This is a genomic window from Elongatibacter sediminis (assembly GCF_037892215.1).
Classification (GTDB): domain Bacteria; phylum Pseudomonadota; class Gammaproteobacteria; order Xanthomonadales; family SZUA-36; genus Elongatibacter; species Elongatibacter sediminis.
In genome coordinates this window covers 194,044-218,600 of sequence record NZ_JAZHOG010000003.1, presented here as the reverse complement: position 1 = coordinate 218,600, position 24,557 = coordinate 194,044, and the positions used below count along the sequence as shown (strand labels likewise).

The 24,557-nt window shown below is 64.5% G+C and carries 25 protein-coding genes; 16 read left to right on the top strand and 9 right to left on the bottom strand.

Annotated features, from left to right (window positions below; genetic code table 11):
* Window positions 1–47: 47 nt before the first annotated feature.
* From V3330_RS05750 to V3330_RS05720, 7 genes are all read left to right on the top strand, one after another.
* Window positions 48–1,904, top strand: a complete 1,857-nt coding sequence (locus V3330_RS05750) for an ABC transporter substrate-binding protein (protein WP_354694436.1) — start codon at window positions 48–50, stop codon at window positions 1,902–1,904.
* On the top strand, window positions 1,904–2,842 hold the full coding sequence (locus V3330_RS05745; protein ID WP_354694435.1) for an ABC transporter permease: 939 nt from the start codon (window positions 1,904–1,906) through the stop codon (window positions 2,840–2,842). The genes V3330_RS05750 and V3330_RS05745 overlap by 1 nt, the downstream gene beginning before the upstream one ends.
* A complete protein-coding gene (locus V3330_RS05740) occupies window positions 2,839–3,735 on the top strand; it encodes an ABC transporter permease (protein ID WP_354694434.1) in 897 nt (298 codons plus the stop codon). The genes V3330_RS05745 and V3330_RS05740 overlap by 4 nt, the downstream gene beginning before the upstream one ends.
* Window positions 3,732–4,736 (top strand): ABC transporter ATP-binding protein, encoded by a 1,005-nt coding sequence (locus tag V3330_RS05735; RefSeq protein WP_354694433.1) that lies wholly within the window; start codon window positions 3,732–3,734, stop codon window positions 4,734–4,736. Before V3330_RS05740 ends, V3330_RS05735 begins: the two co-directional genes overlap by 4 nt.
* Complete coding sequence (locus V3330_RS05730) at window positions 4,733–5,707, top strand: ABC transporter ATP-binding protein (RefSeq protein WP_354694432.1); 975 nt, start codon at window positions 4,733–4,735, stop codon at window positions 5,705–5,707. Before V3330_RS05735 ends, V3330_RS05730 begins: the two co-directional genes overlap by 4 nt.
* Complete coding sequence (locus V3330_RS05725; protein ID WP_354694431.1) at window positions 5,698–6,192, top strand: LEA type 2 family protein; 495 nt, start codon at window positions 5,698–5,700, stop codon at window positions 6,190–6,192. The genes V3330_RS05730 and V3330_RS05725 overlap by 10 nt, the downstream gene beginning before the upstream one ends.
* A 114-nt stretch (window positions 6,193–6,306) precedes the next feature.
* The gene (locus V3330_RS05720; protein WP_354694430.1) at window positions 6,307–6,867 is read left to right on the top strand and encodes a YkvA family protein; all 561 of its coding nucleotides are present in this window, start codon (window positions 6,307–6,309) and stop codon (window positions 6,865–6,867) included.
* A gap of 13 nt (window positions 6,868–6,880) precedes the next feature.
* Here the strand turns inward: V3330_RS05720 and V3330_RS05715 are convergent, their stop codons facing one another.
* Window positions 6,881–7,366, bottom strand: a complete 486-nt coding sequence (locus V3330_RS05715; RefSeq protein WP_354694429.1) for a GNAT family N-acetyltransferase — start codon at window positions 7,364–7,366, stop codon at window positions 6,881–6,883.
* A gap of 79 nt (window positions 7,367–7,445) precedes the next feature.
* Here V3330_RS05715 and V3330_RS05710 point away from each other — a divergent pair, with 79 nt between their 5' ends.
* The 3 genes from V3330_RS05710 to grxD all read left to right on the top strand — a co-directional run bounded on the left by V3330_RS05710 (window position 7,446) and on the right by grxD (window position 9,942).
* The gene (locus tag V3330_RS05710; protein WP_354694428.1) at window positions 7,446–8,615 is read left to right on the top strand and encodes a hypothetical protein; all 1,170 of its coding nucleotides are present in this window, start codon (window positions 7,446–7,448) and stop codon (window positions 8,613–8,615) included.
* Window positions 8,612–8,938 carry an SET domain-containing protein gene (locus V3330_RS05705; RefSeq protein WP_354694427.1) on the top strand — a complete coding sequence of 109 codons (327 nt, stop codon included), beginning with the start codon at window positions 8,612–8,614 and terminating at the stop codon, window positions 8,936–8,938. The genes V3330_RS05710 and V3330_RS05705 overlap by 4 nt, the downstream gene beginning before the upstream one ends.
* An 80-nt stretch (window positions 8,939–9,018) precedes the next feature.
* A complete protein-coding gene (gene grxD / locus V3330_RS05700) occupies window positions 9,019–9,942 on the top strand; it encodes a Grx4 family monothiol glutaredoxin (protein WP_354694426.1) in 924 nt (307 codons plus the stop codon).
* A 100-nt stretch (window positions 9,943–10,042) separates the two neighbouring features.
* Here grxD and V3330_RS05695 read toward each other — a convergent pair whose 3' ends face one another.
* The 3 genes from V3330_RS05695 to V3330_RS05685 all read right to left on the bottom strand — a co-directional run bounded on the left by V3330_RS05695 (window position 10,043) and on the right by V3330_RS05685 (window position 13,612).
* Window positions 10,043–10,501 carry a hypothetical protein gene (locus tag V3330_RS05695; RefSeq protein WP_354694425.1) on the bottom strand — a complete coding sequence of 153 codons (459 nt, stop codon included), beginning with the start codon at window positions 10,499–10,501 and terminating at the stop codon, window positions 10,043–10,045.
* Between the two features lie 221 nt (window positions 10,502–10,722).
* Window positions 10,723–11,508 (bottom strand): exodeoxyribonuclease III, encoded by a 786-nt coding sequence (gene xth / locus V3330_RS05690; RefSeq protein ID WP_354694424.1) that lies wholly within the window; start codon window positions 11,506–11,508, stop codon window positions 10,723–10,725.
* A gap of 40 nt (window positions 11,509–11,548) precedes the next feature.
* A complete protein-coding gene (locus V3330_RS05685; protein WP_354694423.1) occupies window positions 11,549–13,612 on the bottom strand; it encodes a M3 family metallopeptidase in 2,064 nt (687 codons plus the stop codon).
* A gap of 122 nt (window positions 13,613–13,734) precedes the next feature.
* Here V3330_RS05685 and V3330_RS05680 point away from each other — a divergent pair, with 122 nt between their 5' ends.
* Both V3330_RS05680 and V3330_RS05675 read left to right on the top strand, forming a co-directional pair.
* A complete protein-coding gene (locus V3330_RS05680; protein WP_354694422.1) occupies window positions 13,735–14,259 on the top strand; it encodes a hypothetical protein in 525 nt (174 codons plus the stop codon).
* Window positions 14,256–14,627: a diacylglycerol kinase gene (locus tag V3330_RS05675; RefSeq protein ID WP_354694421.1), complete on the top strand. Its 372-nt coding sequence runs from the start codon at window positions 14,256–14,258 to the stop codon at window positions 14,625–14,627. The genes V3330_RS05680 and V3330_RS05675 overlap by 4 nt, the downstream gene beginning before the upstream one ends.
* Window positions 14,628–14,637: 10 nt before the next feature.
* Here V3330_RS05675 and V3330_RS05670 read toward each other — a convergent pair whose 3' ends face one another.
* Window positions 14,638–15,822, bottom strand: a complete 1,185-nt coding sequence (locus tag V3330_RS05670; protein WP_354694420.1) for an MFS transporter — start codon at window positions 15,820–15,822, stop codon at window positions 14,638–14,640.
* A gap of 257 nt (window positions 15,823–16,079) precedes the next feature.
* On the opposite strand from V3330_RS05670, the gene V3330_RS05665 reads away from it, so the two are divergent.
* Complete coding sequence (locus V3330_RS05665) at window positions 16,080–16,493, top strand: hypothetical protein (RefSeq protein ID WP_354694419.1); 414 nt, start codon at window positions 16,080–16,082, stop codon at window positions 16,491–16,493.
* A 21-nt stretch (window positions 16,494–16,514) separates the two neighbouring features.
* Here V3330_RS05665 and V3330_RS05660 read toward each other — a convergent pair whose 3' ends face one another.
* Window positions 16,515–17,303: an SDR family oxidoreductase gene (locus tag V3330_RS05660; protein ID WP_354694418.1), complete on the bottom strand. Its 789-nt coding sequence runs from the start codon at window positions 17,301–17,303 to the stop codon at window positions 16,515–16,517.
* Window positions 17,288–19,153 carry a signal peptide peptidase SppA gene (sppA, locus tag V3330_RS05655; RefSeq protein WP_354694417.1) on the bottom strand — a complete coding sequence of 622 codons (1,866 nt, stop codon included), beginning with the start codon at window positions 19,151–19,153 and terminating at the stop codon, window positions 17,288–17,290. The genes V3330_RS05660 and sppA overlap by 16 nt, the downstream gene beginning before the upstream one ends.
* A 251-nt stretch (window positions 19,154–19,404) precedes the next feature.
* Here sppA and V3330_RS05650 point away from each other — a divergent pair, with 251 nt between their 5' ends.
* Window positions 19,405–20,115, top strand: a complete 711-nt coding sequence (locus tag V3330_RS05650) for a PspA/IM30 family protein (RefSeq protein WP_354694416.1) — start codon at window positions 19,405–19,407, stop codon at window positions 20,113–20,115.
* 3 nt (window positions 20,116–20,118) lie between these two features.
* Window positions 20,119–20,451 (top strand): PspC domain-containing protein, encoded by a 333-nt coding sequence (locus V3330_RS05645; RefSeq protein WP_354694415.1) that lies wholly within the window; start codon window positions 20,119–20,121, stop codon window positions 20,449–20,451.
* 38 nt (window positions 20,452–20,489) lie between these two features.
* Here V3330_RS05645 and V3330_RS05640 read toward each other — a convergent pair whose 3' ends face one another.
* Window positions 20,490–21,854, bottom strand: a complete 1,365-nt coding sequence (locus V3330_RS05640; protein WP_354694414.1) for an MATE family efflux transporter — start codon at window positions 21,852–21,854, stop codon at window positions 20,490–20,492.
* Between the two features lie 143 nt (window positions 21,855–21,997).
* Here V3330_RS05640 and V3330_RS05635 point away from each other — a divergent pair, with 143 nt between their 5' ends.
* Entirely contained in the window at window positions 21,998–23,050 is a 1,053-nt protein-coding gene (locus V3330_RS05635) for a DUF3667 domain-containing protein (protein ID WP_354694413.1), read from the top strand.
* Window positions 23,051–23,086: 36 nt separating this feature from the next.
* Here the strand turns inward: V3330_RS05635 and V3330_RS05630 are convergent, their stop codons facing one another.
* Entirely contained in the window at window positions 23,087–24,466 is a 1,380-nt protein-coding gene (locus tag V3330_RS05630; RefSeq protein WP_354694412.1) for a leucyl aminopeptidase family protein, read from the bottom strand.
* Window positions 24,467–24,557: the final 91 nt, after the last annotated feature.

The window sequence follows — 24,557 nt, the reverse complement described above, 5'->3', positions numbered from 1 at the left end:
CTGGCGCGGCCTTGTTGGCATGACAGGCACGGGCTAAGCTGGCGGGTGTGATTGCGCATTCCACAGCGCGCCGTGCCGCCGGCGCCCCGCCCTGCTGCGCCGCCGCATGGATCGCGGCGCTGGCATGCTCATTCCTGTTGTCCGCCTGTGAACCGCAATCACCCGACCTGGATACCGGGCCGCAACCCACGGTTTACCGCCATTCCATGGACGGGGCGCCGACCAGCCTCGACCCGGCGCACGCATCATCGATTTATGCCAATTTCCTGGTCGTGAACCTGTTCGACACCCTGTACCGCTACCGTTATCTCGCACGCCCCTACGAACTCGTTCCCAATCTCGCCGAAAGTCTGCCGGAGGTCTCTGCGGATGGACTGATCCATACCATTCGCATCAAGCCGGGCGTGCGCTTCATCGACGATCCGGCATTTCCGAACGGCAAGGGACGCGTCGTTCGGGCCGCCGACGTCGTGTACTCGATCAAGCGGCACTTCGATCCGGCGACCCGTTCCCAGGGCAGTTGGCTATGGCGCGGCCGGATTGTCGGCCTGGATGAATGGAGCGAGCAGGGCGCGGACTACGACCGGGAAGTCGCAGGCCTGCGCGCGCTGGACGATCGCACCTTGCAGATCCAGCTCATCGCCCCCTACCCCCAGCTCACGCACACCCTGGCACAGGGGTTTTCCGCCGTAGTGCCGGCCGAAGCCGTGGAATATCACGAAGCCGCCCTGGGCATCCATCCGGTGGGCTCGGGTCCTTACCGGCTGGCGCGCTTCGACAGCACCGGCGCCACCCTCATCCGCAATACCGGTTTTCGCACCGAGCCGTTCAGCCTGGAAGCAGAAGGGTACGATTCCTCCACCCAGGGCGGCTTCGGTCTCGAATCCCTGGAGGGAGAGGTGCCGCCGTTCGCGGACCGGGTCGAAGTGGCTTTCATCACCGAGGATGCCGCGCGCTGGAGCACCTTCAATGCCGGGGAATCGCATTTCGTCAAAGCGCCGGTCACCCAGTTCGACCAGATCCTGGCCAGTCGCAATCCACCCACGTTGCGCGCGGAGTACGCCGAACGCTATCACTTGCTGGCGAACCTGGAATCCGGATTCGTACATACCGATTTCAACATGAACGACCCGCGCATCGGCTACCACCCGGATCCGGACCAGAACGTTCGCAACCGGGCACTGCGCTGCGCCATCGTCAAGGCATTCGACTGGGAACGCCGTAACGAGGTGTTTTTCAGCGGACTCGGCCGGGTGTTTCCCGGCATCATTCCTCCGGTCACACCGGAGTACCAGCCGCCAGGTGCCGACGATCCCACCACCCGGGACGTGCTGGGCGCCATCAGCCTGCTGAAAAGAAACGGCTGGCATGCCGGCAACCTGCCCGAGCTCGAATACGGGTTCACGAGTTCGGTCACCGAGCGCCAGATGTTCGAGCAGTTCCGCAGCTTCATGGCGGACATTGGCTATCCGGCTGAACGTATCCGGCCGCTCACTTTCGCCAGCTACGGCGATTACGCGCGTGCCTACAGCAACCGCGAGGTCATGCTGATCAATTCGTCCTGGACCATGGATTATCCCGATGCCCAGAACACGATGCAGCTCTTCTACGGCCCAAACGCCGCCCCGGGCTCCAACGTGGCCAACTATGAAAACGGGGAGTTCGACCGGCTCTACCAGACCGGCGCGTCGATGCCGCCTTCACCCCTGCGAACCACGCTCTACCAGAAAATGAACCGCCTGGTCATCGGCGACTGCGCCACCATCAGTGGCATCTCACGAACCCTGGTGCTGCTCTGGGACCGTGAATGGCGAATGTTGCCGGACCGCTCGTTCGTGGGCGGATATTTCGTTCGATTCGCGGCGCCTCCGGCCACTCCGGAGGCGAAGGAGACCAACCCGTAGTGCGGCGAGCCCTGCGCAAGCTGTTCCAGGGACTGGCGCTCGTGCTCGGAGTCACCCTGATCAGTTTCCTGCTGATGGTGTACTTCGGCCCGGATCAGACCTTCACCCTGGTGGGCAAAAACGCCAGTGAGCAGCAGATTCGCGAGGTACGCCGGCAACTCGGCTACGACCAGCCGTTCGTGGTCCGCTATGCCGACTACGTGGGTGGTTTGTTCACACTCGATCTGGGCGCCTCGCATTCCAGCGGTGAACCGGTCCGCGGCATTCTCGGCCGCACGCTGCCGGTGACCCTGGCGCTCGTGCTGCCGGGTTTCGTGCTGGGCAACCTGATCGCCATCGCTCTCGGCCTGGTGGCGGCCTGGCACCGGGGCGGCTGGCTCGACCGGCTGATATCCGGTGTGTCGGTGGCCGGCATGAGTCTCAGCTTTCTGATTATCGTCATCGCGCTGCAGGTACTGCTGTGCACTCCGTACGGACTCAATCTGTTTCCCGCCCGCGGCTGGAATGTCACGGGGCCCGCCAGCTACGTCCAGTACGTGACCGTGCCGACCCTGTCGCTGCTCCTCGCCACCCTGGGTTACAACACGCGATTCTTCCGCGCCGTTTTCGTCGAGGAATCCGGCCGCGAGCACATCCGCACGGCGCGGGCCTTCGGCGCCTCCCCGGCCGAAATCATGGTCCGGCATGTCCTGCGCAACAGCCTGGCCCCGTTGATCACGCGCACCCTGTTCTCACTGCCCCTGATCGTGGTGTCCGGCAGTCTGCTGCTGGAGACCTATTTCGGCGTACCCGGACTGGGCCGGGTCACGTTCGATGCCATCACCAACGGTGACCAGCCGGTCCTGCAGGCCGTCGTGGGACTCACAGCCGTCGCATTCGTCGTGGTGCAGGCGGTCACCGACGGCCTGTACCGGCTGGCCGATCCACGAGTGCAATGAACACCGGCGCGGACACAACCGACACTTTTGCGGCGCCCCTGCCAGCCCGCCCGCCGTCCTCGCGCGTTTGGCGCCGTCTGCGCGACGATCGTTGGGGATTGTTCGGCCTGCTGCTGGTACTCGGATACTTCGGTATCTCGCTGGCGGTCTGGTCCGGGATGGCCGGCCAGGACTGGTCGGCGGCCAGCGGCGGGCGCTGGCAACCCGTCAGCGCCGAATACTGGTTCGGCACCAACGTGCTCGGCCAGGATATTTTCCAGCGATCGCTCTACAGCGTGCGGGTCGCGTTCGAAATCGGCCTCCTCGTCGCGGCGACGTCGACGCTGCTCGGTGCCCTGCTGGGCGCGTTGGCGGGCTGGCGGTCCGGATCGGCGGCCGACGATGCCGTTCTGTTCGTGGCCGGCGTACTGGATTCGATACCGTTTTACCTGTTCGTGGCCGCAGTCGCCTTCGCGATGCGCGGCAATCCCTGGGCCATGCACTTCGCCATGGTCGCCACCTTCTGGACCACCACCTGCCGACTGGTCCGCGCCGAGGTCATGCGGCTGAAGAGCCGTGAATTCGTGCAGTCCGCGCTGGCGCTGGGTCTGTCCGCGCCCAGGACGGTGCTGCGACACGTACTGCCCAACACGGTTCATGTGCTGCTGGCACAGGGCGCCATCGTCATCGTCGCGGCCATCAAGGCGGAGGTCATCCTCAGCTTCCTCGGCCTGGGTGTGCACGACGGCGTGAGCTGGGGCCTGATGCTGGCGGAAAGCACCCAGGAGGTCCTGGCCGGCCGCTTCAACAATCTGCTGGCCGCCTCGCTGCCGCTGTTCGGCATTCTGCTCGGCTTCAATCTCGTGGCCGATGCCCTGCAGGACGCGCTCGACCCCCGGGCCACGCCGGCATGACCGCCCGCATCCTGACGGTACGCGACCTGTCGGTTCGCCTGCCGGCCGCCGGCGCGGACCTTGCGGTGGTCGACAGGGTGGGCTTCGAACTCGCCGCCGGGGAAATCGTCGCCCTGGTCGGGGAATCCGGGTGCGGAAAAACACTGACCGCGGCGGCACTGCTGGGGATTCCGCCCGAGCCTGGCGGGCGGCTCGAAATCCGTACCCTGAAGATCGCCGGGCGCGAGTATTCATCGCTGGACGAACGCGGTTGGCGCAACGCCCGGGGCCGCGACATCGCACTGGTTTCCCAGGACCCACTGACCGCGCTCGATCCGGTCATTCGCACAGGGACGCAACTGGTCAGCGTCCTGCGCCGCCACGGCATTCACTCGCGCGGCGAGGCGGCGGCGAAGGCACGTGAACTGCTGGGAGAAGTCGGCCTGCCGGACCCGGCAGGGATGATGCGACGATTTCCGCACCAGCTTTCCGGCGGCATGCGTCAGCGGGTACTGATCGCGATGGCCCTGTCGTGCGATCCCGCCGTGGTCGTGGCTGACGAACCCACGACGGCACTGGATGTGACGACCCAGGCCGAAATACTGCACCTGCTTCGCACCCGGGCACGTGACCGCGGTACCGCCATCCTGCTGGTCACCCATGACCTGTCCCTGGCGGCACGTGTCTGTGACCGGATCCTGGTCATGTATGGCGGGCGCATCGTGGAGCAGGGCCCGGCCGCCAGCCTGTTCGAGTCGCCCGCGCATCCCTATACGGCAGGGCTGATGGCCGCGGTTCCACAACTCACCGGGGGAGATCCGCCGGTCGTAAAACCGCTGCCCGGGCAGGTGCCGGCTCCCGGCCACCTGCCGCCGGGCTGTGGCTTCAACAACCGATGCCCGCGGGCCGATACCATTTGCCGGAAGCAGGAACCCGAACTGACCACTTCCAACGGAGCCCACCTTCGCGAGGTGGCATGTCATCGCCCACAGCGGCCGGGCGAGCCGGGCAATCCTTCATGAACACCAACACGCCCACGGCCACACCCCTGTTCGAAGTGCGCGACCTGCGCGTGGAACACGCCGCGCCAGGCGGACAAAAGCTCAACGCGGTGAACGGAGTCTCGCTGCGGCTTCGGGAGGGGAGCATCCTCGGTGTCGTCGGCGAATCCGGCTGCGGCAAGTCCTCGCTGGCGCGAGCCATGCTCGGCCTGCTTCCCGTAGCGGCCGGCAGCCTGTTCTACCGCGGCCAGGAGCTGACGACACTCGCATCGCGCCGGCGGCGCGGCACGCAACGGGGAATCCAGCACGTATTCCAGGACCCGGCCAACTCGCTCAGCCCACGGCGCACGATCCGCCAGACGCTGGAAGAACCACTGGCCCTGTACCGCATGGCCGGCCGTGACGAGTGGCCGGGCCGTATCGCTCGAGTCCTGGAGGCCGTCGGACTCGGCAGCGAACTCCTCGATCGCTACCCGAACGAGCTGTCGGGCGGCCAGAAGCAGCGCATCGCGCTGGCCCGCGCCTTGCTGCCGGACCCGGATCTCATCATCGCCGACGAGCCGGTATCGTCGCTGGACGTCTCGGCCCAGGCCCGTGTCATCGAACGCATCCGCCACGCCCGGAAGACTTTCGGCACGGCTTTTCTGCTGATTTCCCATGATCTGGCCGTGATCCGCCAACTGGCGGACGATGTGAGCGTGATGTATCTGGGCCGGCTGGTCGAATCCGGACCCGCGGATCGGGTATTTGCGGAGCCAGCCCACCCCTACACCCAGGCACTGCTCGCGGCCGCCCGAGGCAACGGCGCACCGGGCTCCGGGCTCAAGGGTGAACCCCCTTCGCCCTTGACGCCTCCACCCGGCTGCGTGTTTCATACACGGTGCCCGCGCGCCATGGACCGGTGTTCGCGGCTGAATCCCGGGTTCACGGTAGCCGCGCAGGATGACTGCGGTGCGCAAACCCACTTGGTCAGGTGTCATTTATGGAATTGAGAACTTTGCTCCGCGGCAGCCTTATCGCAATCTTCGCTTTCGCCTGCACCGCATGCGGCTCCAGCCTGGTCAAGGGTCAGTCGCCGTTCGTATCCATCTCTTCAATGACCGCTTCCGGTGACTCCATCGAGGCCGCAGTCAATATTCGCAATATCAACGACGTGCCGATGAATATCGATCGGCTTGTACTGACGATGCAATCGAAGAATACCGTTCTGCTGCAACACACCGGCAGCCCGGGCCTGTCGATCGACCCCAACACCACCGAAGATGTCACGCTCAGCCAGACGGCCGACGAGTCGTCCCGGACCCTGCTCGACTCCCTGCAGTCCGGCGGAGTCGACAGCCTGTCATTCTCGCTCGAAGGGCGGGTGCAAACGGTCGAAGACGGCAACCTGTCCTTCCGGCACCAGGGCTACCTGTTCCGCGTACCCGGCAAACCCGGCCAGTTCCGCGCCACCAGTTCGCGCAGCTCGGAACGTTGAAACAATCAGTGCCGGACGCCGCGGCGAACCGCCTGTGTGGCGCGCGAATGCGATTGACGTACGCAGGGGACCGGCACTAGGCTAGTGCGGTCCTCAAGGAATCAGCGGGCCGCCATGAACATCACTTTCGAACTCAGCGAATCCGATCTCGAGCATTTTCGGGAAGTCATGCAGCGGGCCCGTGAGAACGCCGGGTCGCTCACCGAAGCGCAGATCGTCGAAAACGCCCGAACTCTGCTCAAGCAGGTCTGGACTTCCGACGCGTCCGACTTCATCCGCGAGCGCATGCACCGGCTCGAAACCCTGATCGGAATGGTGGTGGACAGCGGCTGGGGCCTCGAACAGGACGACCGCGAACGCGTGCTGCAGGCCCTGTCCTATTTCTCCGAGCCGGAAGATCTCATTCCCGACGACATACCCGGACTGGGTTTCCTCGACGACGCAATCATGATCGACATCGTGACCCGGGAACTGGAACACGAAATTCAGGCGTTTCGGGATTTCTGCGTTTTCCGGGCGGCGGAAACCAACCGTCTCGGCGAAAGTGCGGACGAACTGGAACGCTCCGACTGGCTCGAAGAACGGCGCAAGCAACTGCATTCCCGCATGCGCCGCCGCCGGAGACGGGGCCGGCGTGGGGGCAACGGCGGCAATTCGCCGTTCTCACTGTTCTGAGTTGAATCAAGGCTCAGGGTGCCGTCGGCGCCCGCTCCCAGTCCAGCGCCATCGGGCGATGGGGAATGCCATCCTCGAGAAATTCCTCGCCGGTCACCTCGAAACCCAGGGATCCGTAAAACGCCACCAGGTAGGTCTGGGCATCCAGTACCACCGGGCGGGTTCCGCCGTGTTCGCGGATCCGGTCCAGCGCCATCAGGACCATCTGCCGGGCCAGGCCCTTGCCGCGCCAGCCCGAGTCGACGGCGACCCGGCCAATCCGGAAACGGCCTTCTTCGCGCTGCGGCACCAGCACGCGCAGACAAGCCACGACATGACCGGTGCGCAAACCCACCAGGTGCCAGGCACGCTCATCACGGCCATCGAGTTCCTGGTACGCACACCGCTGCTCGACCACGAACACGGATTCCCTGAAGGCCAGCAAGCGGTATAACAGGCCCGGCTCCATGTCCGACAGAGCCAGCCAGCACCATTCGATGGGCGCGGTACCCTCAGCCATATATCTGGTCTCCGAAACAGGCTTTAATGACCGCCATTATCCCTTACAATGGCTTCACATCCGAACATTTCGTTCAGCCATGCCCGACCTCGCCTGCTATCGCATTCTGGTCGCCATCGAAACCGACGCCACGCGGTACCACGGCGCCGGAGCGAAGGCACCTTCCCTGCTCGCGGCGGGCGACGTGGATCAGTTGCTGGCACATCTGGCCACCGACTTGACCACCATTCTGCCAGCCGCCGAATCGGCCGGACTCGCCGTCTCCGGCGCCCTGCTGGATCAAACGCAGATCCTGCGGCCCGGCTATCCCGCGTTTCAGGCTCTGGAGCGGATTCTGCATGACCGGGGCGCCGGCGATCCGCGTGCCCGCCTCGGCGCCCCGGCTCGTGACGGGCGCATCGAGCCGGCCGCACTGCATCCCGATCCGGAGATTCCGCCAGGTATTCTGCAGCTGCTGCCCATCATCGTCAGTGGCCGGAAGGACGAAATCGCACGGCTGGGCGAGGAGATGGAACACCGCTTCCTGGAAAAAGGACAGCTTTCGCCGCACACGGCCCGTTGGCTGGAGGGCGCCTTCGACATCGCGACACGGCATGCCCGCTTCATGACCCTGACCGATCTGAATGCGATGTTCCGGCTGCAACTGGAGCACTTCGGTTTTCTGCCCTTGTGGGAATTGATCGACGCAGCACTGGCCGGACGCGAAGAGCCCCTCGAGGTACGCACCGACGGCGGGCAGGCCTACACCTGGCGCGACGGTGTCGTGACGACCGAGTACCAGACCTTCGACCACTGGGCGAAGACCGGCCCGGGCAGCCAGGTCGAGAGCGCGCGCGGCAAGCTGGCCGGCGGCTATGCCGAATGGACGCGGCAACTGCGTCAGTACCTCACCACCCTGTCGGCGCATGCCATTCCGGTACGCTTTGTCCTGCCCGGACCGAACCCGGCTCCTGTAGCGGGCACTTATCTGACGGAAGACAGCTCCCGCCCCCCGCCGCCGCACAGCGCAACGGTCACCGAGCACAGTTTCTCCGACCTTGGCACCGTGTGCGTCACCGTGGTCCGGGACGGCCGCCAGTGCAACCATTATCCACTGCAGGCTTCCGGGTTGAATCACATCCACGAAGACATTCGGGCCGAGGGACTCGAGGGCGCCGTCGCCTATCCGGGCAGCATCCTGTACGATGCCGCCAGCCGAATGCTGATACCCGACCGCGATGAACCCACCGCCCGAAGCACCACGACATGAAACGCCCGGATTCCTCTGACCACCTGCAGGTCGGCCCCTCCGCCATCCATGGCAGCGGCTTGTTCGCGGCCGAACCGCTGACCGAAGGCGTGCTGATTGGCACCTACGACGGTCCGGCCGTCGATGAGGACGGCATGCACGTGCTGTGGGTGGAGGAAGAACCCGATCACTGGGTCGGCTACGACGGCAGAAACTGCCTTCGCTACATGAATCATTCCGCGACTCCCAACGCCGAAATGGACGGCCGCGAGTGCTACGCGCTGCGCGATATCGACAGCGGTGAGGAAATCACCATCGATTACGGCTGGGACGACGAAGCTTGATTAATCGCGGCTCATCCGCATATTGATCCCATACGCCCCATCCGGGCGCATGCGGCAAATTCAGCAAAGGAAACAACCCAATGAACCTCAACGACGAAGTCCGCCAGCGCATTGACGAACTGGTCAACGGCAACCAGGTGGTGCTTTTCATGAAAGGCACGCCGCAGCAGCCGATGTGCGGATTCTCCGCGCGCACGGTCGCGGCGCTGGACAGCGTGATCCCCGGCTACGCGTCGGTCAACGTGCTCGAAGACGAATCGATCCGCGAGGGCATCAAGGTTTATGGCGACTGGCCGACCATTCCGCAACTGTACGTCAATGGCGAACTGGTCGGGGGTTGCGATATCGTCATGTCGATGCTCAATTCCGGCGAACTGCACCAACAGCTCGGCCTGGAAGCCCCGGACCGCACCCCTCCGGACATCCACATCACCGACGAGGCCGCGGAGAAAATCCGTGAAGCCACCGAAGGCCATGAAGGGATGGGACTGCATTTCCAGGTCGACGCCAACTGGGATGCCCAATTCAACCTCGCGCCCGCACAGGGCAGCGAAATCGCCGCCGAATCCAACGGCATCCGGATATTGATGGACCTGGCCACCGCGCAGCGCGCGGCGGGCGCGGAAATCGACTGGGTCAAGACCATGACCGGCGAAGGATTGTCCGTCAACCTGCCGTCAGCACCGCCCCCGGTTCACCAACTGCCCGTGACGGAGTTGGCCGAACGCCTGGAGCGCAAGGACATCCGGCTGATCGACATTCGCAGCGAGGACGAAAGAAGCAAGGCTTTCATCGAGGGCGCCGAAGTACTGGACCAGGAATTGATGGACGAACTGGCCGCGCTGCCCAAAAACACCGAACTGGCGTTTCTGTGTCACCACGGCAATTCGAGCATGGGCGCCGCGGAGTACTTCCGCAAGCAGGGCTTCACCGCGGTGCACAGCGTCACCGGCGGCATCGAAGCCTGGTCGAACGAGGTCGATTCCGAGGTGCCACGCTACTGAACCAGGCGGGGGCGCCTCGCGCTGCACTTCCGCAATCCCCACGAAAAAGCGGGCCCGCCAGGGGCCCGCTTTTTATTTCATACCTTGACGATCGTGCCGATCAGGGTCCGTCTTCGGTAACGTCTTCAACGGCGTCTTCTGCTTCCTCGGCGGCGTCTTCAGCGGCATCTCCCGCTTCTTCCATCGCGTCACCCATGGCGTCACTGGCGTCATCCATCATGTCCTCGGCGCTGTCCATACCGCCGTCCATATCACCAGGCATGCTGTCCGCGGCATCTTCATAGGCATCCGAAACCGCATCGGCAGCATCGTCATACGCATCGGATACCGTATCCGCCGCATCGTCATAGGCGTCGGACACCGCATCGGCGGCATCATCGTAGGCATCGGACATCGCATCACCCGCATCGTCCATCGCATCCGCCGTGGCGTCCGCGGCTTCTTCCGCCGCCTGACCCATGGACTCGGCCGCGTCACCGGCGTCGTCGCCGCCGCCACAAGCCGACAGGACCACGACAAGCGCAAGCATCGCGAACAAAGTCAAAAGTCTGAATTTCATAAAGGATTCTCCCTGCTTCAGTTGATTATGAACTGACCCGTCGATACGCGCGCGGGTATTCCGGTCCGGCGGTACAGGGCCTTGGCCTGAGCCATGCCAGTCACGCAGTGCGTCCCTCCCGGATGAATTCGGGATGACGCATACCCGCAAACGGCACCGCACGGCTTCTTCATAGCATAAACCATTTTCACGGCGCCGTTGGAACAGCGCGGCCGGCGCGCTCAGTTCGCGTCGAACTCCGCGATAACGGGCGCGTGATCGGACGGCCGTTCCTGCCGGCGTGGTTCGATGTCGACGTAACTCGAGGAACAGGCCTGCGCCAGTGGCGCAGAGGCCAGCAGAAGGTCGATGCGCAGGCCCATCTTGCGGCGGAAGGCATTCATCCGGTAGTCCCACCAACTGAAGATCCCCGGTTCCTGTTCAAACAAACGGAAGGTATCGGCCAATCCCAGATCGAGAATACGCTGCAGTGCCGCGCGTTCCTGCGAACTGCACAGGATTTTCCCTTGCCACTGTTCCGGATCGTGTACGTCCCGGTCGTCCGGCGCGATATTGAAATCCCCGACCACCAGCAGATTATCGTGGCGTTCGCGCTCCGCGGCGAGCCAATCGGTGACCCGTTCCAGCCAGTTCATTTTGTAGTCGAACTTCTCCGAGCCGACCTCACTTCCGTTGACCACATACAGATTCACCAGCCGCACCGGACCCAACGCGGTGGGAATGGTCACCGCCAGGATACGGCGTTGCGGATCTTCCAGGCCCGGGACGTCGGTGACGGGATCAGTAGCGGCTTCGCGCGACAATACGGCGACCCCGTTGTAGGTGGGCTGCCCGGAAAACACCGAGTGGTAACCCGCTTCCTTCAGTGCGTCGGCCGGAAAACGCTCATCCGGCAGTTTGGTTTCCTGCAGCGCCAGCACGTCCGGCCTGGCCACATCGACCCAGGCCAGTACATGAGGCAGGCGCACGTTCAGTGAATTCACATTCCAGGTAGCTGCTTTAAACACGTCCGGGGTCCCCGTATCCGCTGGTACTCAGTGTAAACGCTCAGGCCAGACCGTAGCTGCGCAACAGGGGCTCAGGCACGGGTTCGCGACCACGAAAGCCCGCGAAGGACTCCATCGCGGGCCGCGAACCACCGACCGACAGTATTTCGCGGCACAGGGCCTCGCCGACGGTTTCACTGAATGTGCCTTCTTCGGCGAACCGGTCCCAGGCATCGGCGGCGAGCAGTTCGGCCCACAGGTAGCTGTAGTAGCCGGCTGAGTAACCGCCCCCGAAAACATGGCTGAATCCGTTGAGGAACCGGTTCCATTCCGGCACCGGAACAGGCGTGCAACGTGCCCGCACTTCCGCCCATAAATCCAGCGGATCGCGCGGATTCTCAGGGTCGTATTCCAGATGCATCCGGAAATCACCCAGCGCGAATTCGAGCTGGCGCATCAGCATCATCGCCTTTTGAAAATGATGCGAGCGCAACAGGCGTTGTTTCAGATCCGGCGGCAGCGGTTCGCCACTCTCGTAGTGCCGCGAGAACCCGTCGAGCAGATCTTCCTCCCAGCACCAGTTCTCCATCAACTGGCTGGGCAGCTCCACCGCATCCCACTCGACATTGGCGATGCCGTTGATCTGCGGCCAATCCACTCGTGTCAGCATGTGATGAAGGCAATGGCCGAACTCGTGGAACAGGGTCTGCAGGTCGTTGTGGGTGAGCAGACTGGGGTGCCCACCGGAAGGCTGCGGAAAGTTGCAGTTCAAAAAGGCCACGGGTAACTGCTCATGCGAGCCGATGACCCGGCGGGAGCGGCACACGTCCATCCAGGCGCCGCCGCGTTTTTCCTTGCGGGCGTAGAAGTCCACGTACAGTCCGGCGAAGCGTTTGCCGTGGCGGTCGTGGGCCCAATAGAAGTCGGCATCCGAATGCCACACAGGCACGCTGTCGTCTTTCTCCAGGCTGATTCCGAATACCCGTCCCGCGGTGTGGAACAGCGCGTCCAGCATCGGCTGCAACGGAAAATACGGCTTGAGCATTTCGTCCGAGAGCTGCAATTCCGCCTGGCGATAGCGCTCCGACCAGAAGCTCAAATCCCACGGCTCGAGTGCCTCCGGCCCGCCCTGGTCCCGCGCAAACGCACTCAGCGCATCGAACTGTTCGCGGGCAGCCGGCAGCGCCTGCGCGGCCAGGTCGCCGAGGAATTCGAGCACCCGTTCCGGCGACGGCGCCATGCGGGTAGCCAGAGCATAGTCCGCGTACGTGTCGTATCCCAGCAGGCGCGCCAGCCGATGGCGCAGCGCGAGCGTTTCGGCAATGACCGGCGTGTTGTCCCACTGTCCCGCATGGGGCCCGAGTTCGGACGCGCGTGTGACATAGGCCTCGTACACGTCGCGTCGCAAATCCCGATCCTCGGCATGCGTCATCACGGCCAGGTAGGACGGGAAGGACAGATCGACCAGCCAACCCTCCTGTTCGTGCGCCGATGCATTCGCGGCGAGCAGGCGCAATTCAGCATCCGGTAGCCCGGCCAACCCCTTCGCGTCTGAATAATGGCGGGTCCAGGCCCGCGTCGCATCCATCAGGTTTTCCTGAAACCGCGTACCCAGGCTGCTCAGACGGCTCACGATGTCGCCGTATTCCCGGCGGGAATCCTCATCCAGGTCGACACCGGCGAGATGAAAATCCCGCAGTTCGATTTCCACGATCCGCTGCTGCTCCGCGGTCAGTGATTGAAATTCATCCGACTGATGCAAGGCCAGGCAGGCCGCGTGAATGCCGCGGTGCTGTTGCCGCCAGGTGGAGTGCCCGGTCAGCATCTCGCGGCATTCGTTATAGGCTTCACGCACCTCCGGGCTGTCGGCCACCGCACTCAGGTGCGACAGTGGCGCCCAGGCACGGTCGATGGCGTCGGTCCACTCCAGTTCCTCGGCGAAAAAGGACCAGCTCGCCGCGTCACCGGCACCGAGGCGGCGTTCCACGCCCTCGCGATGGCGCTGCAGCAGGCCGGCGATGCGTTCGGGCATTTCCCCGGGACGGATGGCGGGAAAATCGGGCAGCCCGGAAACGGGGCAGTAAAGGCCGGCCTGCGGATCAGCAGGTCTTGTCTTGGTGTCCATCTGTCGAATGTGTGGTCAGCGGCAAGGGAATCAAGCCGCAGCCGATGGTAGCATGGTGCCGCCGCGCGGTCCGGTCATGCGCCGAACGCCGGAAACACCGGCACCGGAATCGGAGAAAACCCATGAGATTTCTGATTGTTTTGCTGCTGTGCATTCCCACGCTGACCCATGCCCAGGATGAAGACGCACCGCCACCACCGCCTCCGTGCAGCGACCCGGCCTATCGTCAGTTCGACTTCTGGATCGGCGAGTGGAACGTCACGTCCAATGGTCAGCCAGCCGGAACGAACCGTATCCGCAAAATACACGGCGGCTGCGCACTGGAAGAGAACTGGCAGGGCGCCGGCGCGGGCGGCATCAGCGGCAGCAGCTTCAACATCTACGACCAGGCCAACGAACGCTGGCACCAGACCTGGGTGGACGCAGGCGGCACCCTGCTGCAGATCGACGGCGGCCTGAACGGAGGGGCGATGGTGATGAGCGGCGAACGCCCTTCGCCCGACGGTTCGGGACGGTCCACCCACCGCATCACCTGGACACCCAACCCGGACGGTACGGTGCGGCAACTCTGGGAAGCCAGCCGCGACGGCCAGACCTGGAGTGTGCTGTTCGACGGACTCTACACACGGGTGGCGAGCGGGGAATGAAACCAGGAAAGACCGGCGTGGCGCGACTCATCGCCGCCACGCGTTATTCGTTGCGCGGACTCAGGGCCTGCTGGAAAACCGAAGCGGCATTCCGGCAGGACGTGGCCCTGTCGGTCATCCTCGTTCCCGTGGCTTTCTTCGTGGCCCGGACACCGGAGCAATGGTTGCTGCTGACCGCACCCCTCTTGCTGCTGCTGATTGTCGAATTGCTGAACAGCGCCGTGGAAACCGTCGTCGACCGCATCGGAACGGAGCACAACGAGTTGTCGGGGCGCGCCAAGGACATCGGCTCCGCCGCGGTCTTTCTGTGCCTGCTGCTCATCGCAATGGCCTGGCTCACCATCGTGTGGCGCAATTTCTTCGCCTGAGCCGCGGCGCTCAGGATCCGGCTTCGCGCAGCCGCTTCGCCCGCGCAAAGTGCAGGAAAACGAAGGACAACGACCCCGCCAGGGAAAGGCTCACCGGCAGCAGGAGCGCCAGCGGGGCCTGCTGTGGCCAGCGTGCTGCCAGGAACTGGTAGAAACCCACTCCGGCCAGCGGCATGATCAGCCCGCGCAGGCCGGTGAAAGTGACGTGGATGGCCATGTAGTGCGAAGCCTGGGCGTCGGAACTGAAGTCGTTGTGCCCCAGATTCCAACCCAGGTGGGCACCGGCGTAGGCCGCGCCGAGCAGAATCGAAGCCGGCCACAGCAGTGCCGGGCTGCGCAGACCGAGAGCAAGCGCGAATACGGCGAATGAGGCCACGAAAAACCAGCTGTGGACCGCGCGGTAACTGAAAATATGCCGTTGATCCAGCAGGCGCGCCCAGATGCGGATGGAAAAGCACAAGACCAGCAGCGGCACGGACGAGGTGACCATGACCTGGTAGAGCCGGCTCAATTCCATCTGCTCGTTGAGCATCACCACGACCATGGGAATGACCATCAGGTTGCCGCTGCCGAACACCATCATGCTCAGCATGTAGTGGCGGAAGTCATCGTCGCCCCGCAGAACACGCTTGAATACGGACGGGTCCAGGCGGCGGCCCTCCAGGGTCTGTTCGGCGAGTTCAGCCGCCAGCAACTGGCGGTGCCGGCGAACGCGGGCATTACGATAGACTCGCGCAGCCGCCAGCGCGCACAGCGCGCCCACCACGAACGCGGGCCGGTAGGCCATCGGCGAGCCATCCATCAGAAAACCGATCAGCGCCGCGTAGCCTGCCACCAGAAGGGAAGCCAATTGCACGATGCGCCCGGTCACCTGCGCCCGCCAGTCGCGCCGGTAATTGGCCCGCCACACGGCCGCTCGCACCGTCAATATCCCCGACCAGGCGGTGCGCGCCAAAACGGTCAGCGCACAGAACGCCACCAGGCCCCCGGCGCTTGCGGGCGGCAGCGCGAGCAGGGCCAGGAACAGGCCCATCGCCGCCATCAACCGGCTCAGAAAGGTCAGCTTGTCCCGCCCGGCGGCCCAGGCGGCGAACAGGAAGCTGGACAGGTTGGAGAAGGCAGGCGCACCGGCCACCACCGCCACCGCGATGTTGACCGCCACCGGCGGCGCGACCCCGGCGAACTGGTTTTTCACGATAATGCCGAGCAGCCCCCCCCTCCAGGGCGCCCAGCGCAACGGCCGTCAGCGCCCAACTGGTCAGCTCGCGCGGCACCAGTGCCGCCGCCATGCGGGGTAGCCGGCGCGCCATCGGTCAGCCCGCCGTCACGGCTACACCGGGAACTCGGCACTGGACGCGCCCGCCTGTAGCCAGTAACGTTTTCTGCTGGCGATCCGCGCTGCGACCCCGGGCCGGACGCCGGTACACGTGACGAACGTCAAGGAGAGACCCGATGAAGCGAGCCCCGCAGGTCATGCTGTTGCTGGCGGTGCTGATCACCGCCTGCGTGCCCAATCCGGTGGAAAAGAGCCGCTCGGAAGCCTTCAAGCAGTACGAAACCATCGTGCGCTGGAGCCAATGGGATGCCGCCGTGGATTTCCTGTCGCCCGAGTATCTCGCCGAGCATCCGATCACGCGGCTCGACATGGACCGGCTACGGCTGTTTCGGGTCACCCAGTACACGATTCGCTCCGCCCGCGTATTCGACGAGGGCCGGGCCGCTGAACAGGTCGTCGAGATTCGCCTGTTCAATACCAACCAGGCCGTGGAACGGACCATCATGGACCGGCAGGAGTGGCGGTACAATCCGGATCGCGAACGCTGGCAGTTGCACAGCGGCCTGCCCGACCCCACCCAGGGACGCTGACACCCTGGCGGATTCCGCATCTCAGAATCCGTAGACGCTGAAACCGCCGTCCACCGACAGACAGTGGCCGGTTATGTAGGACGCCGCCGGCAGACACAGAAACGCCATCGCCCGCGCGCACTCTTCCACCCGCCCCACCCGTTTCATCGGTGTCCGCGCCAACACGCTCTCGCGGTACGCCGGATCACTGAGAACCTGGTTGGCCAGTGGGGTCGCGATGTACCACGGCGCCACCGCATTGACCCGGATGTCGTCCGCGGCCCATTCCACCGCGAGATTCCGGGTCAGCTGGATCAGGCCGGCCTTGCTCACGCCGTAGGGAGCGCCGGTGCGCAAATGGGTCAGGCCGGCCACCGAGGCATTGTTCACCACGCAGGCCGGCGCCGATTCCCGCAGCCGGGGCAGCAAGCGCCGGCACAGGTCGAAACACGCTGTCAGATTGACGGCCTGAACCCGTTCGTATTCCTCCAGGCTCAGTTCCGACACCGGTTTGCGGATGTTGATACCGGCGTTGTTGACCAGTACGTGTACCGGACCGTCAATCGCCTCGGCCAGGCGCTCGCGGTCTTCCGCCCGTGCCAGGTCAGCGGGCCGGACGTCGATTTGCCGCTCGGGAAACTGCCCGGAAACGGACAACCGGGCCTGCTCCAGGCGCTCCGGATCGCGGGCGACCAGCACCAGGTCGGCACCGAGCCCGGCCAGTTCGTGAGCCAGAGACAGTCCGATTCCGCTGCTGCCGCCGGTGATGACGGCACGCCGGCCATCGAGCCGCCAGGCCGAGGCCTGGTCCGGGCTCACGGTATCCGGCACAGGCAGTGGGCGGCGAGCGAGAATCCGCCATCCGCGCCGGCGATCAGACGCAGATCCCGCAGCAGGCTGTCCCAGTGGGCCTGGCCGGCCCAGGCCGGAAGCAGCGAACGTCCCAGCAGCGAAACCAGCCCGGTGCGAGCCAGCGTCTGCCCGGTCATGTCGAGCATGAAGCGTTCGAATGACGACAGGGCAGGTTCCTCGTAGCGAACCCGGTAATCGCTTCCCAGCCCGGCAATCCGCGCCGCCGCGTCAATGGCGTCGGCCAGGGTGCCGGTCTGGTCGACCAGGCCGCGTTCCTTGGCCTGCAAACCGCTCCAGACCCGGCCGCGAGCCACTTCCTCCACGTCCTCCTGGCTGAGGCCGCGGGCTTCGGAAACGAGTTCGATGAACTGCTGGTAGGTCTGTTCGGTGGATGTCTGGAAGATGCGCCTGAGATCCTCGTCGAGCGGCAGGTCGAGTCGCAATTTGCCGGCCAGCGGCGTGGTCCCCACCCCGTCGGTGTGGATACCGAGGTTGGCCAGCGGACGCGAAAACGTAGGCAGAAAACCGAATACTCCGATGGAGCCGGTAATCGTCGCGGGGCTGGCCCAGACCTCGTCCGCGCCCATGGCGATCCAGTAGGCTCCGGAAGCAGCGACGTCACCCATCGAGACCACCACCGTGCGGTTGGTTTCCCGCAGGGACTGGATTTCCCGCCGCACCATCTCCGAAGCGAACGTCTCGCCGCCGGGGCTGTCGATACGCAACACCACCGCCCGGACATCACTGTCGTCCGCGACCCGGCGCAGGCGCTCGACCATGGTTTCCGCGCCAATCATGCCCGGTGGCTGGCGGCCCCGGACGATATCGCCTTCGGCCACGACCACGGCGACTTCACTGCCCGACGACGGCCGCACACTCAGCAAGGAAGCCTTGAGGTAGGCGTCGAATCCGATTTTCCGGTAATCCGTGCCGCCATCCGCGGGCTGTCCCAGCCGGGCGAGTTCCTGGTGTGCTTCCTGGCGACTCATCAGCCGATCGGCCAGGCCCATTTGCAGCGCGAGCTCCGCGAAATCGCCGCCCACGGCTTCGAGGCGGTCGGGGAAGTTGCGAATCGCGTTGGACAGGTCCACCAGTGGCAATCCGCGCTGACGCGAAACGGCCTCGAGATACTGCTGCCACAGGCTCCCCAGCCAGAACAGCGTCGCTTCGCGGTCATCCTCCGACATGTCGTTGCGAATGAACGGCTCCATCGCCGACTTGTATTCGCCTACCCGAAACAGATTGACCTCCACTTCGAGCTTGTCGAGCCCCTCGCGATAAAAGTTGCGGTAGGCGGCGAATCCGTCGATCCAGATCATGCCGTCCGGATGCAGCCACACCTCGTCGGCCAGGGCTGCGAGGTAGTACTGCTGCTGGGACAGATTCTCCGCAAGCGCGACGACCGGCTTGCCGGAGGCGCGAAAATCGGTAATGGCCGCTTCCAGTTCCAGCAGCGAGGCCATGCCGATACCCCAGGTACGGGACGGGTCGATGACCAGCCGTTCAATGCGATCATCATCGGCCGCCCGGCGGATGGCGTCGACCATGTCGCGCAGACGGGTTTCGCGCCGGCCGTCCTCGGTCGCCTGCTGCAGCGCCTGGTCCAGGGGTGACCCGCTGTACTCTTCGACGACAAAACCCTGTGGATCGATCAGGAGCGCCGTGCGCGGCTGCACCACCAGCGCTTCGCCGGAATCCAGCAAGGCCGCGATCACCAGGAACAGGATGCCGAAGAAAACCAGGTTCAGCACCAGCTTGCGGGTCCCGTCGATGAATCGCCAGATCCCGTTGAAAAATCGCCCCAGCGCGGAGCGCGGTCGGTCGGACATGAAATCTTCCAAGGCTAAAATACCTATTCTATCCCGCAATCCCGGACGCTGCCGGGTCATTCACCGACCTGCGACGTCTTCCCGCCTCCCGGGGCGTGTGACCTCGCCAATCGGAGGTCAGTTACACCAACCCGATACCGCACACACCCAAACCGTAACCGGCAAGCCACTGTTATTCCGTACTTTTCACAAGTGGCACGACTTCTGCATTTACCCATCCATCCACTGAACATCTGCAAGGAGTCATGCCCATGGGAACCTTCTCCCGAATGCGTTACGTCATCGCCGCCAACGTCAACTCATTGCTCGAAAAAGCCGAGGACCCCGAAAAGCTGCTGCGTGCGCTTATCCGTGAGATGGAAGACGCGGGCGAGGAAGCCCGTGCCGCCGGCGCGGAATTGCTGGCCGAGCAACGCCACCTGGAACGCGAGTCCCGGAATCTGGAGCAGCTTGCGGCCGACTGGGAGCGGCGCGCCGAGAAGGCCGTCGCCGAAGATCGTGACGACCTCGCGCGCGAAGCACTGTTGGCTCGCTCGGAGGTCACATCGCAACAGGACGGCCTGGCCCGCGCACGAGTGGATGTGAATGAGCGCATTGCCAGCCTGGAGCAGGACTCGGCCACATTGAAACAGAAACTCGCGGACGCGAAGCAGCGCCTGAAGACACTCGCGCAGGCTCCGCAATCCCGGGGCCGGCCGTCCACCACCGGCCGCCCGCTGTCACGACCGGAACAGCGCCTGAAACGTGCGTTCGGCCGCTTCGACCGCTTGCAGGCCCAGGTGGAAAACCTCGAAGCGCGGGTGCAGTCCTACGAAACCGGCGGACCGGCCCCGACGGTCTGGTCCGAGCCGCCCGCTGCGGACCCGGCCATCGAGGAAGAACTGGCACGGCTCAGGAAACGGGTGGCGGGACCGGACGGCAACACCGCCACCTCCCGGGAATCCGTGCCGGACGCATCCTAGGCCGTGACTGCGGGCACCGACATTCGGCGGCCGATTCCGCGCCCGGTTCTCGCGGGCGTCTGCAGCCGCCTGGCCGCCCGGCTGCGCTGGAACGTCTGGGGTATCCGCGCGGCGTTGCTGGTTCTGCTCGCGGTGAAACCGCTGGCCGCGGCCGTCGTGTACCTGGCCGCCGCCGGTATCTTTTCGCTGTTGCGCCGCCACCGCCGGGTAAATGGCGAACCGGCGGACAAGCGGAAAACGTCTTCCACGAAACCGGATTGGCGGCCCCACTCGCCGGAACTGGCGGAGCACGCACGCCGCATCGAGGAACTGCATCGGCGGCTGGATCGTCTCTGAGTGCTGTTGCCGCCGGTGCCCCGGCGCAACGAGTGGGCTCAACCGTCCCGGATCAGGCGCCTCGTGCGAACCAGGAACCGGGTCAGCAGCAGCACTGAGCCGAGCGACAAACCGGCGATCATGCCCATCCACATGCCCGACGGCCCCCATTCACGGTGGAAGGTCAGGTAATAACCCAGGCTCATGCCCACCATCCAGTAAGCCACGAGGTTGTAGAACATGGGCACCCGCGTGTCCTTGATGCCGCGCAGCGCACCCGCGGCGCAGATCTGAATGCCATCGGGCATCTGGAAGACGGCTGCGAAGACCAGCAGTTCGATGGCGATCGCGGTCACCGCCGCATCCTGCGTGTACAGCGCCACGATCGCCTGGGGAAACAGCACCATCAGCGACATGCTGAACGTTTGAGTACCGAGCACAACGGCGATACCGATCAGGCCCACGTAACGGGCGAACACCGGATCGCCCCGTCCGATCGCGTTCCCCACCCGCACCGTGACCGCGCTGGACAGCCCCAGCGGGATCATGAAGGCCAGCGCCGCGAAATTGATCGCGATCATGTGTCCCGCGGCCGGCAGCGGCCCGAGGCGGCCGATCAGCAGGGCGGCACCGGCGAACAGGCTGCCCTCGAGAAACACGGATATCGCGATGGGCGTCCCCAGCTTCACCAGATCGAGGATGCGCCCCCAATGCGGCAGTTCGAAGCGGCTGAACAGGTCGTAACGACGAAAATGCCGGTGTTTCTGCACATACACCAGCAGCATCAGCAACTGCGCCCAGAGCACGATGGCGGTGGCATAGCCGCAACCCGTGGTACCCAGGGCGGGCGCGCCGAACTTGCCGAACATCAGCACCCAGTTGAGTGGAATATTCATCATCACGCCCGCCACGCCGTACAGCATCGTCGGGCGGGTGTGTCCCGAGCCCTCGCTGAAGAAACGCAGCAGAAACACGCCACAGATTGCCGGCACACCCCAGGACATCGCGCGCAGGTAATCGGCCGCGACCGGCACGATGACCGGGTCGATGCGCAGCGCCGTCAGTATTTCCGCGCTGTAATAACAGATCAGCCAGAACGGCACCGCCACCATCAGCGCCAACCAACCCCCCTGCCGTACAACCCCCGTCGCCTCGTCCCAGCGCTTCGCACCGTCCAGTTGCGCCACGTTGGGTTGAACGGACAGCAGCAGACCGATGGTGAACATCAGCAGCGCCGACCACACCGCCCCACCGATGCCCAGCGCCGCCAGAGAGACGTCCCGATCCGGCAGCCGGCCAGCCATCACGGTATCGACGAAATTCATGCTGAATACCGCCACCTGGCCGATGACCACAGGCGCGGCCAGCTGCACGGTCCGGCGAATCTCCGCGAGGTGATTGTGGGCTTTGGTTATACTGGTCACAGGGGCCGAATTCAGGCGGAGATCCGGGAAGACCGGGCATTGTACCGCAGAGGACGTTGGCACGAGCTTTACCACGCACTCACGCCCCTTCATCCACCCATGCAGAACACCATCGACTGGATGCGCAAAGCCGGACTGATGACGTGACTCGCACCGACCCCGTAACGCAGGAGGATCCGGAAGGCTCCTCCGGCTACCCGGTCACCACCGACCGGGGATTGACCCTTCCCGCCCGCCGCCTGAAGGGCTCGCCAGCCTGCCTGAACTGCGGCACCCCATTGCAGGGTCCGTTCTGTCACTACTGCGGGCAGCCGGACCGCCATCTGCTGCGCTTTTTCCCGGTGCTGCTGCGCGAACTGCTGGAAGACTTCATCGACCTCGACTCGCGCTTCATGCGCACCCTGCGCCCACTGCTGTTCCACCCCGGGCGCCTGACCCGGGATTACCTGGACGGACGCCGCTTCCGTTACACGCCGCCGCTGCGCCTGTACATCTTCTCCAGCATGGTCTTTTTCATCCTGGCCGCAACCCTGGCCGGCAACGCCATCGACGTCACGATGCAGGACGGAGATGAAGCACCCGACATCCAGCTACAGATCGGGGATTACGGAGAAAACGGAGAAGACGACGAACCTTTCACCGTCGACGGCGAACCGTGGGACCGTGAAACCAATCCGTTCATCGTGCCCGGCATGCCGGACTTCATCAACGACTGGATCAACGATGAAATCGAGGAATCACCGCAGAAGGAGCGGCAGATCGAAGCCAACCCCAACCTCATCGTCGAACAGATGTTCGATGTACTGCCCATCGCGGTTTTCGTGATGCTGCCTCTGGTCGCGCTGCTGTTCAAGTTCTGGTACCTGTTCGCACGGCGCTACTACGTCGAGCACCTGATCCATGCACTGCACAACCACGCGTTTTTGTTCGTTGTGTTCACGCTGACCCTGATCGCGGATTCACTGGCCGAATGGCTCGACCCGTCGGACGGCGGACGGGTCAGCCGGACGGCCTCGATATTCACGATGATCATGCTGGCGTGGATACCGCTTTACCTGCTGATTTCGCTGAAAACGGTCTACCGTCAGGGCTGGATCCTGACCGGGCTGAAATTCTCGGCCATCGGTTTGTCCTACCTCGTCCTGCTGCTTTCCGTGGCAAGCGGAGTCGCCCTGCTGAGTTTCGTCCTGCTATGAAGGATCGGCGGGCCACACGCGCCCGCCCTGCCGGTTCTACGAATACCGCTGCCGAAGGTAATGGAAAACCGCCCTCAGCCCCAGCGCTTCGCCACCCTCGGGGCGTCCCGCCCGATTGCCGGAGTTCCACGCATAAGTGTCGATGTGCACCCACGGAATGCCGGGCTCGACAAACCGCTGCAGGAACAAAGCCGCGGTGATCGCGCCACCGAAACCGGTTTTGGCGTTGTTGGTGATGTCGGCGATCGGACTCTTGATCAGTTCGTTGTAGGGTGCGTAAAGCGGCAGGGTCCAGAGCGGATCCTCGCAGTCCGTTCCGGCCTGCTGAATCCCGCTGGAAACCTCGTCGCGGTTGCTGAACAACGCCGGCAGATCGGTGCCCAGGGCGACACGCGCCGCGCCGGTAAGCGTGGCGAAATCGATTACCAGATCCGGGCGGCTTTCACACGCCAGCGCCAGCGCGTCTGACAGTACGACCCGGCCTTCGGCATCGGTGTTGCCGATCTCCACGCTCAAGCCCTTGCGGGTGGCAATCACGTCGCCGGGGCGGTAGGCGTTGCCCGAAACCGAATTCTCCACAGCGGGAATCAGCAGTTTCAGCCGCACCGGCAGTGCATGCGCCATCACCAGTTGAGCCAGGGCAAGCGCGTGCGCGGCACCGCCCATGTCTTTTTTCATCAGGGCCATGCCCGATGCGTTTTTCAGGTCCAGTCCGCCGGTGTCGAAACACACGCCCTTGCCCACCAGAGCCAGCAGGGGCGCGTCTTCATCCCCCCAGTCCAGTTCGATCAGCCGCGGCGCCCGGCTGGCCGCGCGGCCGACGGCATGAACGGCGGGAAAGTCCTCGCTGAGCAGCTCGTCGCCCACAATGACCCGGCTGTGTGCATCGAAACGGTCCGCCTCGCTGACCGCGGCATCGGCCAGTTGCTCCGGACCCAGGTGTTCGGTCGGCGTGTTGACCAGATCGCGCACCAGGGATTGTGCCGCGCACAGACGGGTGACCCGTTCGCGCAGCGACGGATCCAGGTAAAGGTTCGGCCGGGGTGACTCATCCCTGCGGTAACGCTCATAACGATAGGCGCCCAAACCCCAGCCCAGGCAGGCCTGCGCCTGCTGCTCTTCGCTCCAGTCGCATTCCAGCACATAGGTAACCGGCGGCAGGCGATCCTGCACCGATGCCAGCTGATACAGGCAGCCCTCCGGCTGCATGCCGAACAGGCAGCGCTCGAGCCCGCCGTCCTCACCCGGCAACACCAGCACTTCGCCCGCCTTCGCCGCAAACCCGGCGGACTCCTGCCAGCGCCGGTCACGCGGCGAAGCCTGTTCACGCCAGGCGGCCAGGCCGTCCGCGGTCAGGGGTACCAGGGGTACGGGCTTCGTGTCCCGCTCCGATTCCGTTGCAAACCCGTGTGTCACGCTTCCTCCCGCTGAATACGTTAAAACTACGCAGATTACACCATGAATGAAGCGTCACCCATGGTCGCGGCGAGACGGGTGACGCCGTATT

What these genes read in the sequence shown, in the direction of transcription:
- V3330_RS05740 (WP_354694434.1), top strand. Translation starts at nt 2,839, where the DNA reads ATGAACACCGGCGCGGACACAACCGACACTTTTGCGGCGCCCCTGCCA.
- V3330_RS05735 (WP_354694433.1), top strand. Translation starts at nt 3,732, where the DNA reads ATGACCGCCCGCATCCTGACGGTACGCGACCTGTCGGTTCGCCTGCCG.
- V3330_RS05730 (WP_354694432.1), top strand. Translation starts at nt 4,733, where the DNA reads ATGAACACCAACACGCCCACGGCCACACCCCTGTTCGAAGTGCGCGAC.
- V3330_RS05725 (WP_354694431.1), top strand. Translation starts at nt 5,698, where the DNA reads ATGGAATTGAGAACTTTGCTCCGCGGCAGCCTTATCGCAATCTTCGCT.
- V3330_RS05720 (WP_354694430.1), top strand. Translation starts at nt 6,307, where the DNA reads ATGAACATCACTTTCGAACTCAGCGAATCCGATCTCGAGCATTTTCGG.
- V3330_RS05715 (WP_354694429.1), bottom strand. Translation starts at nt 7,366, where the DNA reads ATGGCTGAGGGTACCGCGCCCATCGAATGGTGCTGGCTGGCTCTGTCG.
- V3330_RS05710 (WP_354694428.1), top strand. Translation starts at nt 7,446, where the DNA reads ATGCCCGACCTCGCCTGCTATCGCATTCTGGTCGCCATCGAAACCGAC.
- V3330_RS05705 (WP_354694427.1), top strand. Translation starts at nt 8,612, where the DNA reads ATGAAACGCCCGGATTCCTCTGACCACCTGCAGGTCGGCCCCTCCGCC.
- grxD (WP_354694426.1), top strand. Translation starts at nt 9,019, where the DNA reads ATGAACCTCAACGACGAAGTCCGCCAGCGCATTGACGAACTGGTCAAC.
- V3330_RS05695 (WP_354694425.1), bottom strand. Translation starts at nt 10,501, where the DNA reads ATGAAATTCAGACTTTTGACTTTGTTCGCGATGCTTGCGCTTGTCGTG.
- V3330_RS05685 (WP_354694423.1), bottom strand. Translation starts at nt 13,612, where the DNA reads ATGGACACCAAGACAAGACCTGCTGATCCGCAGGCCGGCCTTTACTGC.
- V3330_RS05680 (WP_354694422.1), top strand. Translation starts at nt 13,735, where the DNA reads ATGAGATTTCTGATTGTTTTGCTGCTGTGCATTCCCACGCTGACCCAT.
- V3330_RS05675 (WP_354694421.1), top strand. Translation starts at nt 14,256, where the DNA reads ATGAAACCAGGAAAGACCGGCGTGGCGCGACTCATCGCCGCCACGCGT.
- V3330_RS05665 (WP_354694419.1), top strand. Translation starts at nt 16,080, where the DNA reads ATGAAGCGAGCCCCGCAGGTCATGCTGTTGCTGGCGGTGCTGATCACC.
- sppA (WP_354694417.1), bottom strand. Translation starts at nt 19,153, where the DNA reads ATGTCCGACCGACCGCGCTCCGCGCTGGGGCGATTTTTCAACGGGATC.
- V3330_RS05650 (WP_354694416.1), top strand. Translation starts at nt 19,405, where the DNA reads ATGGGAACCTTCTCCCGAATGCGTTACGTCATCGCCGCCAACGTCAAC.